Origin of the sequence: Methylobacterium sp. 4-46, assembly GCF_000019365.1 — a bacterium.
Taxonomy (GTDB): domain Bacteria; phylum Pseudomonadota; class Alphaproteobacteria; order Rhizobiales; family Beijerinckiaceae; genus Methylobacterium.
In genome coordinates this window covers 6,735,796-6,752,052 of sequence record NC_010511.1, presented here as the reverse complement: position 1 = coordinate 6,752,052, position 16,257 = coordinate 6,735,796, and the positions used below count along the sequence as shown (strand labels likewise).

General features: G+C 72.3%; 15 protein-coding genes and 2 pseudogenes. 7 read left to right on the top strand and 10 right to left on the bottom strand.

Annotated features, from left to right (window positions below):
- Window positions 1-55: 55 nt before the first annotated feature.
- The 4 genes and pseudogenes from M446_RS29655 to M446_RS37715 all read left to right on the top strand — a co-directional run bounded on the left by M446_RS29655 (window position 56) and on the right by M446_RS37715 (window position 3,886).
- Window positions 56-1,489: an MFS transporter gene (locus M446_RS29655; protein WP_012335789.1), complete on the top strand. Its 1,434-nt coding sequence runs from the start codon at window positions 56-58 to the stop codon at window positions 1,487-1,489.
- Window positions 1,486-2,277, top strand: coding sequence for a substrate-binding domain-containing protein (locus M446_RS29650; RefSeq protein WP_012335788.1), 792 nt, complete (start codon window positions 1,486-1,488; stop codon window positions 2,275-2,277). The genes M446_RS29655 and M446_RS29650 overlap by 4 nt, the downstream gene beginning before the upstream one ends.
- Before the next feature lie 369 nt (window positions 2,278-2,646).
- Window positions 2,647-2,724 (top strand): annotated as a pseudogene (locus tag M446_RS37720) (IS5/IS1182 family transposase); the annotation flags it as partial.
- Window positions 2,725-3,520: 796 nt separating this feature from the next.
- Window positions 3,521-3,886 (top strand): DUF4214 domain-containing protein, encoded by a 366-nt coding sequence (locus M446_RS37715; RefSeq protein WP_150108754.1) that lies wholly within the window; start codon window positions 3,521-3,523, stop codon window positions 3,884-3,886.
- Between the two features lie 694 nt (window positions 3,887-4,580).
- On the opposite strand, the gene M446_RS29645 is transcribed toward M446_RS37715, so the two are convergent.
- Window positions 4,581-5,210, bottom strand: a complete 630-nt coding sequence (locus M446_RS29645) for an outer membrane beta-barrel protein (RefSeq protein ID WP_012335787.1) — start codon at window positions 5,208-5,210, stop codon at window positions 4,581-4,583.
- 70 nt (window positions 5,211-5,280) lie between these two features.
- Window positions 5,281-5,556, bottom strand: a complete 276-nt coding sequence (locus tag M446_RS29640; RefSeq protein WP_012335786.1) for a YdcH family protein — start codon at window positions 5,554-5,556, stop codon at window positions 5,281-5,283.
- Window positions 5,557-5,898: 342 nt separating this feature from the next.
- Between M446_RS29640 and M446_RS29635 the strand changes: the two genes are divergently transcribed.
- On the top strand, window positions 5,899-6,636 hold the full coding sequence (locus tag M446_RS29635; RefSeq protein WP_012335785.1) for a helix-turn-helix domain-containing protein: 738 nt from the start codon (window positions 5,899-5,901) through the stop codon (window positions 6,634-6,636).
- A gap of 77 nt (window positions 6,637-6,713) precedes the next feature.
- On the opposite strand, the gene M446_RS29630 is transcribed toward M446_RS29635, so the two are convergent.
- The gene (locus M446_RS29630) at window positions 6,714-7,529 is read right to left on the bottom strand and encodes a universal stress protein (RefSeq protein WP_012335784.1); all 816 of its coding nucleotides are present in this window, start codon (window positions 7,527-7,529) and stop codon (window positions 6,714-6,716) included.
- Window positions 7,530-7,700: 171 nt separating this feature from the next.
- Between M446_RS29630 and M446_RS29625 the strand changes: the two genes are divergently transcribed.
- Complete coding sequence (locus tag M446_RS29625) at window positions 7,701-7,973, top strand: hypothetical protein (protein ID WP_150108753.1); 273 nt, start codon at window positions 7,701-7,703, stop codon at window positions 7,971-7,973.
- A gap of 82 nt (window positions 7,974-8,055) precedes the next feature.
- Here the strand turns inward: M446_RS29625 and M446_RS29620 are convergent, their stop codons facing one another.
- On the bottom strand, window positions 8,056-8,859 hold the full coding sequence (locus M446_RS29620) for a helix-turn-helix domain-containing protein (RefSeq protein ID WP_012335782.1): 804 nt from the start codon (window positions 8,857-8,859) through the stop codon (window positions 8,056-8,058).
- Between the two features lie 189 nt (window positions 8,860-9,048).
- On the opposite strand from M446_RS29620, the pseudogene M446_RS39315 reads away from it, so the two are divergent.
- A pseudogene (locus M446_RS39315) lies at window positions 9,049-9,210 on the top strand (pyridoxine 5'-phosphate oxidase C-terminal domain-containing protein); the annotation flags it as partial.
- 648 nt (window positions 9,211-9,858) lie between these two features.
- On the opposite strand, the gene M446_RS29605 reads toward M446_RS39315, so the two are convergent.
- From M446_RS29605 to M446_RS29580, 6 genes are all read right to left on the bottom strand, one after another.
- Window positions 9,859-10,164 (bottom strand): hypothetical protein, encoded by a 306-nt coding sequence (locus tag M446_RS29605; protein ID WP_012335780.1) that lies wholly within the window; start codon window positions 10,162-10,164, stop codon window positions 9,859-9,861.
- A 241-nt stretch (window positions 10,165-10,405) separates the two neighbouring features.
- Window positions 10,406-11,164 carry a 2OG-Fe dioxygenase family protein gene (locus tag M446_RS29600; RefSeq protein ID WP_012335779.1) on the bottom strand — a complete coding sequence of 253 codons (759 nt, stop codon included), beginning with the start codon at window positions 11,162-11,164 and terminating at the stop codon, window positions 10,406-10,408.
- Between the two features lie 229 nt (window positions 11,165-11,393).
- Window positions 11,394-12,647, bottom strand: a complete 1,254-nt coding sequence (locus tag M446_RS29595; RefSeq protein ID WP_012335778.1) for an argininosuccinate synthase-related protein — start codon at window positions 12,645-12,647, stop codon at window positions 11,394-11,396.
- A gap of 1 nt (window position 12,648) precedes the next feature.
- Window positions 12,649-13,557, bottom strand: coding sequence for a DMT family transporter (locus tag M446_RS29590; protein WP_012335777.1), 909 nt, complete (start codon window positions 13,555-13,557; stop codon window positions 12,649-12,651).
- Window positions 13,558-13,819: 262 nt separating this feature from the next.
- A complete protein-coding gene (locus M446_RS29585; protein WP_012335776.1) occupies window positions 13,820-14,662 on the bottom strand; it encodes an AraC family transcriptional regulator in 843 nt (280 codons plus the stop codon).
- 288 nt (window positions 14,663-14,950) lie between these two features.
- Window positions 14,951-16,096, bottom strand: coding sequence for a hypothetical protein (locus tag M446_RS29580; protein WP_012335775.1), 1,146 nt, complete (start codon window positions 16,094-16,096; stop codon window positions 14,951-14,953).
- Between the last annotated feature and the right edge of the window lie 161 nt (window positions 16,097-16,257).

The window sequence follows — 16,257 nt, the reverse complement described above, 5'->3', positions numbered from 1 at the left end:
GCTCCGGCGGCGGGCCACCCTGGCACCACCATCACAAAGCCCCTGGGAGGATATCATGGCGCATTTCGCCCCCGAGGATCGCTCACGATCCAAGATCGCCACCGTGCTGCGCGTCACGAGCGGCAATTTTCTAGAGATGTTCGACTTCTTCCTGTTCGGGTTCTACGCCACCTACATCTCCAAGGCGTTCTTCCCGACCGGCAACGAGTATGCCTCGTTGATGCTCACCTTCGTGACCTTCGGGGCGGGCTTCCTGATGCGGCCCCTCGGCGCCATCTTCCTCGGCGCCTACGTCGACCAGGTCGGGCGCCGGCAGGGCCTCATCGTCACCCTCGGCATCATGGCGATGGGCACGATCCTGATCGCCTTCGTGCCCTCCTACGCGACCATCGGGCTCCTCGCCCCGTTCCTGGTGCTGATCGGCCGGCTGCTGCAGGGCTTCTCGGCGGGCGTCGAACTCGGCGGCGTGTCGGTCTACCTCGCCGAGATGGCGACCCCCGGCAAGAAGGGCTTCTACGTCTCCTGGCAGTCGGGCAGCCAGCAGGTCGCCATCATGGTCTCCGCGCTGATCGGCTACGTCCTGAGCCAGGCGCTCACGCCGGAGGCCTTGGGCTCCTGGGGCTGGCGCATCCCCTTCGTCATCGGCTGCCTGATCGTGCCGTTCCTGTTCTACATCCGCCGCTCGCTGGAGGAGACGGAGGAGTTCCTGCACCGCAAGCATCGTCCCACGGCCCGTGAGATCTTCGCCTCGCTCGGCCGCAACTGGCAGATCGTGCTGCTCGGCATGCTGCTCGTGGTGATGACCACGGTCTCGTTCTACACGATCACGGTCTACACCCCGACCTTCGGCAAGAGCGTGCTGAAGCTGTCGGCGGAGGACAGCCTCCTCGTCACCTTCTGCGTCGCGGTGTCGAACTTCTTCTGGCTGCCGGTGATGGGCGCGCTCTCGGACCGGGTCGGCCGCAAGCCCATCCTGCTGGTGTTCTCGGCCCTGACGCTACTCACCGCCTACCCGGCGCTGGCGTGGCTCGTCGCCAACACCTCCTTCACCAACATGCTGATCGTGCTCCTGTGGCTGTCCTTCCTGTACGGGAGCTACAACGGCGCGATGGTGGTGGCGCTGACCGAGATCGTGCCGGCGAGCGTGCGCACGGCCGGCTTCTCGCTCGCCTACTCGCTCGCCACCGCGCTGTTCGGCGGCTTCACCCCACTGGTCTCGACCTGGCTGATCGAGGTGACCGGGAACCGTGCCGCCCCGGCCTTCTGGCTGGCCTTCGCGGGCGCCTGCGGCCTCGTCGCGACGCTGCTCATCTACCGGGAGCGGAGCCACGCGAAGGGGGGCTCGCCCGGGACGCTGCGATGGCCTGACCTCCCGCTGACCGCTCGCGACCGGCGCAGCTCAGCACGCGCGCCGGCCGCGAGCGCGACCGCCCCGTTCTCCGGGCGCTGCGGGTGGCCCGACCTCTGCCCTGATGGAGAAGACTCGTGATCCGTTCCAAATTCCTGTTCCGCGGCCTCGGCCTGGTCCTCCCGCTTCTCCTCGCAGGAGCGGCCCTGGCCGCCGAGGTGCGCGTCGTCAGCTCCGGCGGCTTCGCGGCAGCCTACCGGGCACTTGCCCCCGAGTTCGAGCGCCGTACGGGCCACAGGCTCGTGGCCGAGTGGGGACCCTCGATGGGCCAGACCCCGCAGGCGGTGCCGGCCCGGCTCGCGCGGGGCGAGCCGATCGACGTCGTGATCGTGGTCGGCTACGCCCTCGACGACCTCATCAGGCAGGGCAAGGTGAGCGCCAACAGCCGCACCGCGCTCGCGCGCTCCGGCATCGCGCTCGCGGTGCGCGCGGGCGCGCCGATGCCCGACATCAGCAGCGTCGAGGGCCTGCGCCGGACCCTGCTCGCGGCAACGTCGATCGCCTACTCGGACAGCGCGAGCGGCGTGTACATCGAGCGGGACCTGTTCAAGCGCCTCGGCATCGCCGAGCAGGTCAAGGACAAGGCGCGGATGATCCCGGCCGAGCCGGTGGGCGCAGTGGTGGCCCGCGGCGAGGCGGAGGTTGGCTTCCAGCAGCTCAGCGAGCTGAAGCCCGTGCCGGGAATCCAGATCGTCGGCCTGTTGCCGGAGGAGGTGCAGCTCTACACGCTGTTCTCGGCAGGCGTCGTTGCGGGCAGCCGCGAGCCGGAGCCTGCGCGGGCGCTGATCCGCTTCCTCGCCGGTCCGGAGGCCGCCGCGGCGGTGCGGGCGAGCGGGATGGAGCCGCTCGGGGCCGATGCCGTGCGGTAGCGGAGCACTCTCTCAATAGAAACTTGCTATGCTGGCGTGAAAAGCTCTGATCGCATGCACGCTCAGGTTTCATCCGTGAGGGACGGCGAAGCCGGTGTGCACCTCATACGACATCCGATTGAGCGCTTCGCCATCTCCGATTTCGGCCATGCGGATGTCGGCGTCGCTCAGGCGCCGCGCAGGCTTGTGCTACGGGACCCGCTTTGATCAAGCGGGTCCCGTATCAGAGCGCTTCGGCATCAGGGTTTTCCTTTTGTGGCCTGTTCGAGGATGGCTAAGCGCGCCGCGCCAGGGTCTGAATCGCACCAAGGTGTTGCAGGGTCTGTGGTTTTGTGATTCAGGGCCGCCGCTTGCCGCATGCAGGCGGCGGTGGCGGACCTGTTCTCGCTCTCGGACGAGCAGTGGACGGTGATCGCGCCGTTCATGCCCACAAACCACCCTCGACCCCTCGCGCCCTCGGGCCGCGGACGGTCGTCCTAAGCCGCGGTCCCATCACAGCGAGACCAGCTCGGCCGTACCGGGGAGGCCGCCGGCCATCGGGCGGCCCTTGGCACGCGCCGGCAACCAGGGCGCGACGGCCGCGAGCAGGTCCCCTTGCGTTGCGGAGCCGACCGGCCCTCCGCGTCGTCTCGACCCGCCATGCGCCCGGCAGGGCGCGCTTGCCGTACCGGAGCGCCAGCATCGGCTCCCGACGGCGCTCCGGCACCTTGGATCAAGGAGCGGCGCGATGCCCTGCCGGTCGGCGGCGGGCTTCGGCACCGCGGCGGCGCGGGGCGCCATCACGGCGTCGGGGTCGCTCCGCGCGCTGCCCAGGAGGCGCGGATCCACCGTCGCGCATGTCGGTCCGGTACATCTCGCGCGGCTGGGCGGCCAGATCCACTAGTTTAGAGCTGCGCACCTGGAGCATGGTGGCGATCATCGGGGCGAAGTTGTCGCGCGGCGCCTTGCACTGCCAGTAAAGCAGGTCCTTGAACTCCGCCGCAACTCCCTCCGCAAGCGCCCAGATTCCGCCCACGATTCCCATGCGCCTCCCGGCCAGCGGGAAAGCCCAGGATCACGCCACCTTTCAAGCCACCATACTTCCAAGCAAGCCGACACGGAATGAGCGTGGAGACTGCCCGGAGAACCGCGCCGGTTGCCTGAGTCTGTTGATCGACCGCGCAGATGACCCAGAGTCGCAACCGACTCCGTATTGACAGATCGGCAAATTTGCCATCATGTGCGTCATCTGACGGAGGGTCATATGGACTACAACGAAGCGCAGAAGATAGCTTGTGAGCTGTACGGCAGGGTATTGTTGCGAGATGCAGATCAAGAAGGCTTCGCATACACGATCGACAGACTCACCAACAATATACATCCTCTCGAGATTGCTAGGGAGATGATGCTCTCCGAAGAATTTGCGGACAAATTTCTCCTTAATACCTCAATCAATGAGATTGCGAGGAAAATTCATGTCGCGGCTTTCGGCTCACACCCGACCAAAGAATCGATCAAACAAAATGCAATGACGATCGTTGCGAAAGGTTTCCAAGGATTTATTTCCGACATCATCGCGAGAAAAATCAGAAACTCCAATTCCAGAATTCCTGACCTGCGCGAATATTAACCATCTCAGACATCTTGAAAACGCCGAGAGCCCGGCAGGGCCGGGCCGATCGAAGGTAGGATCGGTGCCGCGCGTCCATCCAACCACGCCCGACAGCACTGCGCGGTCACCGGGGCGACCTGTCGGTCCCGCGGGCTGAGCAGCGTCGCCTCCTCGGAGAAGCGCGCCGGGCGGGCGACGGCGCCCGCCGGCCCTGCGCATTCACATGCTCCTGCCGGATCGCGGTCTGCGCGTCATCGGGCGGATCCCTTCCCGCTCGGCATCACTCACACGCCTCCTGCGCCGGCGGCTCGAACGGAAAGGTCATGCGGGATCCGCTTGATCGAAGCGGATCCCGGATCACGCGCCCGCGCGGCGCCTGAGCGCGGCGCCTGAGCGACGCCGACATCCGCATGGCCGAAATCGGAGATGGCGAAGCCATCAACCGGATAGCGTATCAGACGGTGACTACGCTTCCATGTCGTCCGTCCAGCCGAGTTCCATGACTTTCCTCAGAGCCTGTCCGGAGCGTCAGGTCTGGCGTGCGGCGCGTCGCAGGAGGACCGAGACGACTTCAGGATCGAGACGATTTGGCTGCTGGCGGCCTGCGGGGCCCGCACCAGCGCGCGGCCATCCGTGGCGGCCAGGGCCTGCCGTTTGCGGCCCTTCGCCTTCCCAGCTTCGCGGGGCCTGCTTGGCCGGCGCGCCGCACCGTTCAGGGAATCCCGCGCCCCGCGACGCCCGCCTCGACCGCCACCGAGAGCCGGTCGGTGACCGCCCATTCGACCCCGACGCGCGCCTCCGGCCGCACCGCGAGGTCCTCGCGCGCGAAGGATCGCGAGACCGCCGTCGGCCCGACCCGCAGCGTCTCGTGCACGGCCACGGCGCCGGCCTTGGCGTAGACGAGCACGTCGGGCGTGAGGAGCGCCCCGACCTTCACCTCCAAGCCGCCGGCGAGGTCGCGGGAATAGGCGAGTCCCCCGAAGCCCGGCGCGGCGCCCCCGCCGAGCGCCGAGAGGAAGTCGAACCCGCCGGAGACGCCGTAGACCAGCCGGCCCTCCTGCCACATCCGCCCCCCCTCGAACCCGACGGTCGGCCCCGCGGAGCTGCCGAAATGCTTCGACGAGACGGCCGCGAACCCGGTCGACAGGGCGGCGTAGGAGCCGGACCAGCGGGTCTCCTCGTCGCCGGCCGGCCGCGGCCACGCGAAGGACGGCAGCGCCCCGAAGCCCGCGAAGGGCGGGACGCCCTGCGCCGCCGCGAGGTCCGCCCGAAGGAGGAAGCCGCCGAGCAGGAGGCAGGCCGCGACGCGGCCGAGCGGCCGAGGACAAGCGAGTCGGGTCATGCCGGACGATAGCCGCAGGGCGCGTGCCCGAACAGCCCCGCTCGGCCGCGCCGCCCGCGGCGCGATCGCGTCAGTGGCCCGCCAGCTCGGCCCCCTGCCGGCCGCGCGGGGCCGCGTCGAGCCAGCGGGCGATCTCGTCCTTCAGGCGCAGGCGCTCGAGGCGGGCGGCCCGCTCCGTCTCGTCCGAGACCGGCTCGATGCGCGCCTCCATCCGGTGCACCGCGCGGTTGATCGTGTGGTAGCGCTCGACCAGAGCGGCGAAGCGGCCATCCGCCTGCCTGAGCGCCTGGATGCGCCCGCCCTGGTCGGGGAACTCGTTGGCCAATTCATGGGGAACGTGGGACACCGGACGTCTCCTTCCTGGTGACGGCGCTCCGGGGAGCGGCGGCGGTCCAGGGCAGGCCCGGCCGCGTCGGAGCAGGCCCATCCTGGCCGTGGGCCCCCTCTCCTCCTTGATCCAGCGCAAGGTGGCCGCCCCGAGGCCCCGCGCGGGACGGGCCGAAACCTGCGCTGGATCAATGCATCCGCTCCGCGGTGGCTGCAACGATCAGGCGGGGCGGGCTCTGGACCAGTCCCGCCGCGACGACCCCGCCTGCGCGCGGCAGGCGGGGCGGGGGGCGGGGGCGCGTCAGGAGATCTCGTCGGGAGATCGCGCCGAGGGGCGTTCCGAGACCGGGAGTTCGAGTCGATGCTGACAGTCAAGGATCATTGCGAGTCCGCGGGACTTGTCTGCGGGAACCGGCCGGGCTCGAACTGCGCCGCCTGCGGGGCGCGCCCGTTCAGCATCTGCGCGGTGATGGACCTCGACGAGCTCGACAGTCTGGAGAGCCTCAGCCAGCACCTCTGCCTCGACCGGAGCCAGACGCTGTTCGGGCAGGACGAGCCGGCCGCCGCGGTCTACAACGTCATCGAGGGGGCGCTGCGGCTCTCCCGCCTCCTGCCCGACGGGCGCCGGCAGGTGATGGGCTTCGCCCTCACGGGCGACTTCCTCGGCCTCGCCCGCCAGGAGCGCTACACCGTCACCGCCGAGGCGCTGGCCCCGGTGCGGGTGTGCCGGTTCGAGCGCAGGGCCTTCGCGGGCGTCGTCGAGAGCAAGCCGCACCTGCTGATGAGCCTGCACGAGCGGGCCCGCCACGAATTGTCCCTGCTCCAGGACCAGATGATGCTGCTCGGGCGGCGCACCGCCGAGGAGAAGATCGCGAGCTTCCTGATCGGCCTGCGCGAGCGCTACGCGCGCATCGGCCGCGTCTCCGTGACCCTCGAACTGCCGATGGGCCGGCAGGACATCGCCGACCATCTCGGCCTGACCATCGAGACGGTGAGCCGGATGATGACCCGCCTCGACCGCGAGCGCACCATCCTGATCGTCCCGGGCGGCGTCCGCCTGCTCGACCCCGCCCGGCTGGAGCGCCTGGCGGCGAATTGAGGCGGGCCGCCGGGCCCCGCCGGCGCGGCCGCGCTGTGGGCGCCTCGGCCGGGGCCTCGGAGGGGGCCTCGGCCGGCTCAGTGGCTCATCAGCAGGCAGAGGGGCGCCGTCCGCAGCGCGTCGTGGGTGGCGCCTCCGAACATCCATTCCCGCAGCCGGCTGTGGCCGTAGGCTCCCATGACGACGAGGTCGGCGTCCTGCCGCTCGGCGAAGCGCAGGATCTCGTCCGCGGCGCTCCTGGCGTGGCAGGTCAGGAAATGCGCCGTGACGTGGGCGCCGTGGCGGGCGAGGTGCCCGGCCACGTCCTCGGCCCCCTCGAACCGGGCCTCCGCCCCGGCCGTGGCGACGAAGACCTGGTCGGCCGCCGTGATGAAGGGCAGCGCGCCCGAGACCGCGCGGCGCGCCTCGGGCCGGTCCTTCCAGGCGACCACGACGCGCGCCGCCCGCAGCCGGTCGATCCCGGGCGGGACGACCAGGACCGGCCGCCCGGCCTCCATCAGGACCGGCCCGGGCTCGACGCCCATCTCGCCCGGATCGGCATCCCCGGATCCCGGGCGCCCGACCACCACGAGGTCGGCGGACCGGGCCTGCTGGACGAGGACCGGCAGCGCGTGCGCGGCCGCGGAGCACCACGCCGTCGGCACGCCCTCGCCGGCCTCGCGCTCGAAGGCGGCCCGGACCTGCGCCAGTTCCTCGCGCAGGCGCGCCTCCTCCCTGGCGAAGATCGCCTCCGCGTCCCGGAAGTCGTTGACCGCGGCCGGTGCGGGCACGCGCCGCGCGGCGACGCCCGTCAGGGTCGCCTCGAACCGGCGGGCGAGGTCGGCCGCGAGACGGACCCGGTCGCCCGTCTCCGGACCTGTGTCGAGGGACACCACGATGCTTGCGTAGGACATGATCGTCTCCCGAGGCCGCTCTCGCCGACCCGATTGAGCCCGTTTGAGGCCCATCGTGTTGGGGCGGGCGGGACGCAGCCTTGATCCACCGCAAGGACCCCGGTCTCCGCCCCGATGCGGCGGCCCGGCCCGCGGCGGGGCGCGGCTCATCGGGCGCCCGCCGCGCCGTCATTGACCCAGCGCAAGGAGGAGGCGGGCGCGCGGGACGACGAGGGGAGCGTTCAGGAGGAAGCCATGACCGTGCTGCTGACCCTCGCCTTCCTGCCGGTGCTGGTCGCGCTCGTGCTCGCCAAGGGCGAGATCGGGCGCGCCCTCGGCTGGCTCGGCCTGATGACCGTGGCCCTCCTGCTGGCCTGTTCGGGCCTCGTCAGCCTCGCGCTGGGGCGGCGGGGGACCCTGGCCCGGACCGGCGCGGACCTGCCCGCCGATCCCCGCGGCGCCTGAGCGCGTCCCGCGCGGGCTTGAGCGACGCCGGCATCCGCATGGCCGAAATGGGAGATGGCGAAGCGATCCGTCGGATGTCTCATCAGTCGCGGGGGCGGCGCGGATCCCGCGTCCGGCGCGGCGGGGCGGCCCGGGCAGCGGCCGCCTCGGCCGGGGGCGGCGCGGGGCCCGTCCCCGCGCGCGCCGTCTCCTCGGCGAGGCCGGGGTCGATCAGCGGGTCGGGCAAAGCCGCCCCGACGAGCCGGCCCCGGTCCAGGATCGCGATGACTTGGCCGTCGACCCGGATCCCGTCCCGCTCCAGGCTCGCCAGGGCCCGCGAGAAGGATTCCCGCGTCATGCCGAGTTCCGAGGCGATCACGTGCTTCTCGTAGGGCAGGAGCGCCCGCGCCGGCGTTCCCTGCCGCTCCGACAGCGCCAGCAGGTAGCAGCCGACCCGCTGCGTCGAGGAGCGGAGCTTCAGGTTCTTGGTCTGGCGCACCATCCGGCGGAACTGCCGCGACAGCGTCGCGATCACCGCCTGCGCGAGGCCCGCATCCGTCGCCACCGCCTCCCGGAATACCTCGGCGTGGATCAGCAGGAAGCGCGAGGGCTCCGGCACGCGCGCCTGCATCAGGAAGGGCGAGGCGGTCATCACGGCGGCCGGGATCACGAGGTCGGGGGCGCAGACGACCTCGATCAGGACCTCGCGCTCCTCCACGGACCGGCCGAACAGGTGAACGGACCCGGCCGTCAGGACGTACTGGAAGTTCGGGACCTCGCCCTGGTCGAACAGCACCGTGCCGGGCCCGACGCGGTGCTCGACGGAATGCCGCAGCAGGGCGTCGAGGCAGGCGGCCGACACGCCCCGGAACGGCGACAATTCCCCTTGCAGAACCTCTTCGCGCATCTCTCCGCCCGAACCGACCCCCGCGCCCGCGCGTCGGAGCGAACGCTGCGTCGGCATGATAGTTGATCGACGCGCAGCCGCTCGTTGACCTGCATCAAGGCTGCGCGCCGGCCCTGCCCCACCCCCGCGCCGGGGTTGCGGCCGGCCCTCCCCTCGGGCCGCCGGCCCGCGGGACTCGATCCCGCGGCCCGGCACGCGGACGGGCCGGTGCCCCGGCCGCCGCACTGGACCGGGTTCCGCCTCGCCCCCACGGCGATCGAGTTCCGGCAGGACGGCGCCTTCCGGCTGCACGACCGCGTCCGCTTCACCCGCGAGGGCGAGGACCGGGACCGGACCCTGCTCTGCCCCTGAGGGGCCGGGGCTCTGCCCCTGAGGGGCCGGGGCTCTGCCCCTGAGGGGCCGGGGCTCTGCCCCTGAAGGGGGCCGGGGCTCAGCCCCTGAGGGTCCCCGGGCGGCCCGGAACCCCTCGGACGCCTCTCGGGCGCGGCGAGGGAGCTCTCGGGCGCGGGCCGACGCCGCCGCGCCACCGTCGCGGCCCCGACGACCATCCCGCCCGATCACCCGCACCCGCGGGCAGGAGCCGGGACCGGCGGGTGCGCGGCCCGGATCCGGTCGGGGATCCTGACGCGTCATCCGCCATCCGGTTGATGGCTTCGCCATCTCCGATGTCGGCCATGCGGATGTCGGCGTCGCTCAGGCGCCGCGCTCAGGCGCCGCGCAGGCGCGTGATCCGGGATCCGCTGCGATCACGCGGATCCCGGATCAGACCACATCCGCGTGATCCCTTCGGGATGGCGGATTCGGGCGTCGCTCGAGCGCCGCGCGGGCGCGTGATCCGCGAGCCGCTGTGATCGACCGGATCCCGGATCAGGGCCGGCGAGGCGCCGGGCACGCCGCGCTGCGGCGCCCGGAGCCGCGCGCCGGCCGCGCGCAGCATCTGTCCGGCGCGCCGAAGGCCGCCCGTCGACGGCGCCGCGTGCCGCCTCCGCGACCGCCGGATCACCTCTCGCGCAGATGCGCGGCGAGCGGGCCAGCCGAATCCGGCCCCGGGAGCGCGACGCGCCCCGGGCCGTTCCGCCGGCGCTCGATGCTCGCGCGCATCAGCGTGTGGGCGTGGGTCGTCATCGTGTGCCCGATATCGGACATCAGGTTGGCCGATTCCTCCGGGATGTTGCTCGCGCCGCAGGTGATCGAGACCAGGAGGTCGAGCTGGTCCACGAGCTGGCCGATCGCACTGACGAGCGGCGGCAGCAGATCCGCGACATCGTCGATGGTCGGGCGCGAAACGTCGGTGTGTCTGCTCATCGCGAGCCCTTGCGAGTGGTGGGGAAGCGGCCGGGGTCCCGGGCGGGCGGGGGCTCGCCCCGGCCCCGACCCGGGCGGAATGCCCTCCGCGCTCCCGCTCTGGGTCTTGGTCCTGCATCGTGGTCGCGGGCCGGGGCGGGATCCGATCCTGGAGATCGAATCCCGCCCCGGCCCCTGCCGCATCGCCCCGGCGGACCGGCAATCGTCCCGTCGGAGCGCGAAGCGGGCTTGCTGTCCGGGCTCAGGCCCCGATCCTCTCGAAGGCGATCACCAGCACGTCCCGGAACGCGAAAGCCTTGCGCGGGTCCTCGACGTGGACGGAGGACACCCCGTGGTAGGTCACCCGGTCGTTGCCGACGACGAAGTCGTGCGGGTGGCCGAGTTCGACGTCGCCGATCAGGCTCCGGTCGTCGTCGGTGATCGTGCTGATGCCGCCCACCACGTTCACCCGCCGGATCATGTAGGAGACGATGAAGTCGACGCCGTCCTTGTGCAGCCCCTCCGGGGCGGGCTCGCCGCGCGCGCCGTCCCGCGCCACGATCCGGTAGGGGTGCAGCTTGACGTTCCAGCGCGCGTGCCCGGCCGCGCGGGAGAAGATCTCGCCGAAGGTGGTCACGATGCGCGAGAAGTTGCGGTTGCCGACGAAACTGTCGCGCAGCGGCTCGAAATGGCGCTTGAACCCGCCGTTCAGCCGGTTGACGGCGGCCGATTGCTCGTAGGGTTGATGGGGAAGCTGCCGCAGGGAGCGGCGGAGGTCGTCGTACTCGAAGGCGCTGTAGCGGCGGTAGCGGTAGGTGCCGCCGTCCCGCATGTGCTCGTCGCGCAGGAGATGGTTCCACTCGTCGGCGAAGGCCTCCCAGGCCGGCCCGAGGTCGAGCCCGAACCCCTTCACCGTGTGCTCGCCGCGCGAGAACCACCATCCGTGGTCGCTCAGGTTCTCGACGAGGTCGTCCCGGTAGCCGTCCCGGGCGATCCCGGGGAATTTCACCGCCACACTCATCTGGTTCCCCTCCTGTGAGGTTTGCGCGCGAGCCCGTCCGGCGAAGCGGTCGCCCCTTCGCCGTCGGGACCACGAGACGATCGGAGACTTGAAATCCGAGGCTTGAAATCCGCGATTTGGACCCGCCCCGGGGCGGGCCCGGCCCGGGCGGGCGACGCGTCGTCCGCACGGCTGTTCGATGGGCCGCAGATTCCGCCGCGGCATCGGCGGCCGCGCTGGCCGACCCCGCTCAGGCCGCCCGCGGGATGCCGAGGCAGGCCCGCCCGGCCTCCCGGCTCTCCCAGAGATCCCTGTCCCGGATGTAGAGGGGCGCGTCCGCCACGATCGCGCGCGGCAGGAAGCGCTCCGCGTCGACCCGGTAGGTAACCGTCCCGGAGACGCACGCGAGGGCTTGGCGGATCGCCTCGCCGCACATCGCGTGGAGCGTGCTGCCCCAGCGGCCGCTGACGGCCTCCTGCACCCAATCCTGCTCGAGCCGCTGCTTGACCACGATCGCGCGGGTCTCGACGCAGGCCGTCTCCAGGTGGCGCAGGGCGTCCATCAGGATCGCGGCGGCCGGGGCCTCGCGGACCTCCAGCACCTTCTCGCCGCCGCTCAGGTGCTCCAGGCCGACGTAGCGGCCGTGGCCGAACCGGCCCACGCGCTGATTGAGCTCGGCGATCGCGTCGATGAGGGCGATCGGCCGGCCGTCGAGCGCCACGAGGTCGCCCCGCTCGAAGGTCAGGGCGATCTCCTCCGGGGCGAGTGCGACGGGCCCGGCGCCCGATGCCGCGCCCTCGCCGGGCGCCGGGCGCCCGCGGGTCCAGTGAAACGCCTCCTCGGGAATCCGGAAATCCTCCGGATCGTCGAGCGGGCCGGATTCGAATTCCCGGCACCAGAGGTTCTCGTCCCCGCTCAGCGCGCGCTCGGCCATCGCGCCGAGCCCGGCCTCGGCCAGTTCCGCCGCCTTCTGCTGCCGGGAGATGGCCGATTGCTCGTAGGGGCTGCCGTACTGTCCCGGGAAGCCGAGCCGCGCGAGGCTGTTGTTGAGGCGCGGCAGGCTGTTCTGCGACAGGTTGGCGGTGTGCAGGATCAGGTCGGCGCCGACCCGCCGGGCGTAGCGGGCGACGAGTTCGGCGATGGCCGGGCGGCTGAGCGAGCTGCTCAGCGGGTAGATGCCGAGATACTTCGCGTGGGCGCGGATCGCGGGGCGGACATGGCCCTCCACGAAGTGGCCGCGACCGTCGAGGCGGACGAACTCGGCCCCGAACAGGGACGCCGCGCGCCGCAGGGCCGGCTCGTCGAGCGGCGCGCCGACATCCACCGCCACCGCGTGGACATGCGCGAAGCCCAGCCCGCGCAGGCGGTGGAGCAGGTAGGAGCTGTCGAGGCCGCCGCTGAACATCGTCACGACCGGGGCGGTGCGCGTCGGCCCGCCGGTCAGGTGGTCGAAGCTCCGGATCACGCGGACGGAACTGCGCGCCAGGGGGGAGATGAAGTTCATCTTAGCTCCTGCTCTCGGCGGCGAGGCCGACGAAGGTACCGGTCAGGGTGAGGCCCGCGCCGAGGACGCTGAGCGGAGAGAGCGGCTCGGCGAGGAGGATGTGGGCGAGCGCGAAGCCGAACAGGGGCTCGGTGCCCATCAGGAAGCCGACCCGGGTCGGGCTGGTCCGGCGCAGGGCGGCGTTCTGGACGTAGAAGGCGGCGATCGTGCAGAAGAGCGACAGGAAACCGACCGCCGCCCAGAACCGCCCGTCGGCCCGCACGACGAGCGCGGCGGGATCCGAGGGGTCGAGGAGGAGGACGAGCGCGAGCAGGCAGACGCTGGCCGCCTGGGTCGCGGTCAGCGCCGCCGCGGTCAGGCAGCGGCCGGCCATCAGCCGCTTGGTGGCGACGACCATGACGGCGCGCAGGCCCGCCGCCACCAGGACGAGAAGGTCCCCGGCGCTCAGCGCCGAGACCCCGCCCGCGAGGAGGCCCACCCCCGCGCAGGCGAGCGCCGCGCCGAGGAGCACCAGGGCCGGCGGCCGGCGCCCCGCCAGCCCGTAATCGAGCAGGGGGGTGAACACGGTGCAGAGCGAGATGATCACCGCCGTGTTGGTGGCGCTCGTCCGGGCGACCCCGGCGGTCTCCGCGAGGAAGATCAGGAACAGGATGCCGCCGAGGAGCGCCCCCCGGGCGAGGTCCGGAACCGGTGCCCGGGCGAGGTCCCGTCGGGCCACGGCCGCCATCACGACCGCGGTCACCAGGAACCGGTAGAAGATCAGCACCAGGACGGGCGCTTCCCGCAGGGCGTCCTTGGCGATCGGGTAGCTCGCCCCCCAGACCAGGGCGATGCCGAGCACCGCCAGGTCGGCCCAGAGGGCGGGGGTGGGAATGAGGATCGGCCGTACCGCCCGCCCCGTCGCTTGCAATTGCCCGGCTTCCACTGGCCCGCCTTCCCGCTCGGTCGGGCGGGCCGCTGGACCGGTCCGCCCGCCCAAACCGTAGGAGGGGGCGCGAGGCGCGCGATAGAACGAAAGCGCGCCCTCATCCGACATCCGGTTCATGGCTTCGCCATGCGGATGTCGGCCACGCGGATGTCGGCCATGCGGATGTCGGCGTCGCTCAGGCGCCGCGCTCAGGCGCCGCGCAGGCGCGTGATCCGGGAGCCGCTTCGATCACGCGGATCCCGGATCAGCCCTGGGCGTAGGCGCCCGGCGTCATCCCGACGATCGACACGAAGTGGCGCGTCATGTGGCTCTGATCCGCGAATCCCGCCTGCGCGGCGGCCTCCGCGGCCGAGAGGCCGGCGCGCAGCATGGCCTTCACCGCCTTCACCTTGAGGACGACGTGGTAGGCGTGGGGCGGAAGGCCGGTGCAGCGCTTGAACGCCTCGATCGTCTGCCGGCGCCGCAGGCCCGAGACCGCGCAGAGGTCGTCGATCGTGACGTTGTCGCAGGCATGCGCCTCCAGGAACTCCACGGCGCTGGCGATCCGGCCGTCCGGCGGCCGCGCCCCGCCCTCCGCGTTGAAGGTCGGGCAGATGATCTCGACGAGCAGGCGGATGATCGCGTCGAGCGCGACGTCGCGCGCCAGGGTCAGGGTCGAGAAGTGCAGCACTTGGTGGAAATGGCTGAAGCAGGTCGCGAGATCGGGCCGCAGATGGAAGGTGGTCTTGAAGTCGGGCTTGACCCGCGGGCGGTCGGTGGCCTCGCGGATCAGCTGGCTCATCAGGTCCTCGCTGACGTAGAGCATGCGCTGGACCCAGCCCTCGGCGACCGCGGCGCCGCCGTGATGGACCTCGCCGGGATGCATGGTCACGACGGTGCCGCCGCCGACGCGATGCTGCTCCCCGCGGCACCAGACCGCGTGCGCGCCGACCTCGATGATCCCGATCACGAACTCGTCGTGGGCATGCGGCTTGAAGGATTGACGCACGTAGTGCGCGGCGAGTGTTTCCAGCCCCCGATGATTGGGAGGACGGCGGATCGACACCCGATCCTTCGCCGGCTCGTTCCTGGATGTGAGATCGATCATCGGCCCCTCTGGTGGCGCGGCGCGGCTTCGGTTGATTTTGTCCCCTTGTTCAATCTAAAATTGTATCTCTCGGTTCGATCCTCCGCGAGCCCGGGTCGTCGCGCGCGGGCGGCGCAGCCCGCTCGGCATCCTGCCCGGTCCCAGGAGGTGATCAACACGGACGCACGGCGCGGTTCCCGAGGTCAAGACATCCCGGGGCTGTCCACCGGCGGCGCGGCGAGGCCGTCCGCACTTGAACGATCGTGCGCTCCGCCCGGCGGGGACCGCCTCGCGCCGCGGCGCGAGCGGTCAGGGGGCGGCAGCGTCCTGCGCGGCGGCGCCGTCCCGGGCCTGGCCCGCCGCGACCGCGAGGGCGAGCGCGAAGGCGAGGAGCGCCGCCGCGCTGGCGAGCCCGCTGCCGCGGCGGCCGGGCTCCCACCCGGCGAGATCCGCCCCGAGCCGCAGCGCCACCGCGCCGTGCAGGAGCGCCAGCGGCCCGTACAGGAGGGGGCTGAAGCGGAGCCGCACCCGCGCGACGGCCGGCAGGATGACCAGCGCGTGCCCGAACACCATCGAGAGCACGAAGCCGATCAGCACCGCGTGCAGCGCCATGTCGTACCCGAAGGCGGCCTCGCCGGGGGGCAGCGCGACGAGGACCAGCCCCGCGGTCCCGAGCCAGGCGTAGCCGGCGAGCATGCAGGCGGCCATGAAGCGGACCTGCCCCCGGCCCCGGATGCCGCGGCCGGCGACGTCGTGGCGCGCGAGCCAGGCCGTGAGCCCGAGGAGGCCGGCCCCGAGCAGCGCCGCGCCCGGACCGGCGAGGCCCCGGAGGGCGCCGGCGGCGACGAGCGCCACGGCCAGGAGGTAGGCCGGCAGGCTGCCGCGCCGGCGCGGCAGGAGCCGGCTGAGTTCCAGGCGCTCGCCCGCGATGGTGAGGACCAGGAAGGCGAGCCACCAGCCCGCGAGGTCGGGCACGGCCGCGCCCCGGGCCCAGAGCAGGCAGCCGGCGAGCCAGGCGGCCGCGCCCGCCGCGAGCGTGGCGGTGAAGGCGGCCGGCTGCAGCCCGACCGCCAGGAGCGACGCGGCGGTCAGCACGAGGGCCGCCGCCGCGTAGGCAAAGCCCCCCGCCGCCTGCGGCGCCCCGGCGAGGAGCGCGACGGTCCCGGCCGCGGAGAGCCAGGGCGCCGCGAAGGTCCAGGCCCGGCCGAGCGCGACGGCCCGCTCCAGCCCGACCAGGGTGCCGAAGAGGCCGCAGATCAGGAGCGGTCCGTGCAGCGCGGCGAGGGATGAGCCCCGCGGCAGGTCGAGGCCGAGCCGCCACAGCCCCGCCCAGAGCCCGGCGAGCAGCGCCGCCGCGGCCGTGGCCAGGATGGGCAGCCGAATCGCCCGCCGGAGATCAGGGCCCCCCGCCGGAACGGGGCCGGCCGGCTCCCCGCGCGGATGCGCCGCGCTCATGCCCGGCCGCTCCCGGGGCGCGGCGCGGGAGGGTGGGCCTGCGGCATGGTGGTGTCCTCCGGACCTGTCGGGGCGGCGCGGCGGGGCCCGCCGCGCCGGGTCAGCCTGTCCGCCGCGCCCCCGGTCGGCCTTGATCCCGATCAAGCCTCGGCGGCGCGCCG

What these genes read in the sequence shown, in the direction of transcription:
- M446_RS37715 (WP_150108754.1), top strand. Translation starts at nt 3,521, where the DNA reads ATGGACTACAACGAAGCGCAGAAGATAGCTTGTGAGCTGTACGGCAGG.
- M446_RS29580 (WP_012335775.1), bottom strand. Translation starts at nt 16,096, where the DNA reads ATGAGCGCGGCGCATCCGCGCGGGGAGCCGGCCGGCCCCGTTCCGGCG.
- M446_RS29605 (WP_012335780.1), bottom strand. Translation starts at nt 10,164, where the DNA reads ATGAGCAGACACACCGACGTTTCGCGCCCGACCATCGACGATGTCGCG.
- M446_RS29645 (WP_012335787.1), bottom strand. Translation starts at nt 5,210, where the DNA reads ATGACCCGACTCGCTTGTCCTCGGCCGCTCGGCCGCGTCGCGGCCTGC.
- M446_RS29635 (WP_012335785.1), top strand. Translation starts at nt 5,899, where the DNA reads ATGCTGACAGTCAAGGATCATTGCGAGTCCGCGGGACTTGTCTGCGGG.
- M446_RS29630 (WP_012335784.1), bottom strand. Translation starts at nt 7,529, where the DNA reads ATGTCCTACGCAAGCATCGTGGTGTCCCTCGACACAGGTCCGGAGACG.
- M446_RS29600 (WP_012335779.1), bottom strand. Translation starts at nt 11,164, where the DNA reads ATGAGTGTGGCGGTGAAATTCCCCGGGATCGCCCGGGACGGCTACCGG.
- M446_RS29655 (WP_012335789.1), top strand. Translation starts at nt 56, where the DNA reads ATGGCGCATTTCGCCCCCGAGGATCGCTCACGATCCAAGATCGCCACC.
- M446_RS29595 (WP_012335778.1), bottom strand. Translation starts at nt 12,647, where the DNA reads ATGAACTTCATCTCCCCCCTGGCGCGCAGTTCCGTCCGCGTGATCCGG.
- M446_RS29620 (WP_012335782.1), bottom strand. Translation starts at nt 8,859, where the DNA reads ATGCGCGAAGAGGTTCTGCAAGGGGAATTGTCGCCGTTCCGGGGCGTG.
- M446_RS29585 (WP_012335776.1), bottom strand. Translation starts at nt 14,662, where the DNA reads ATGATCGATCTCACATCCAGGAACGAGCCGGCGAAGGATCGGGTGTCG.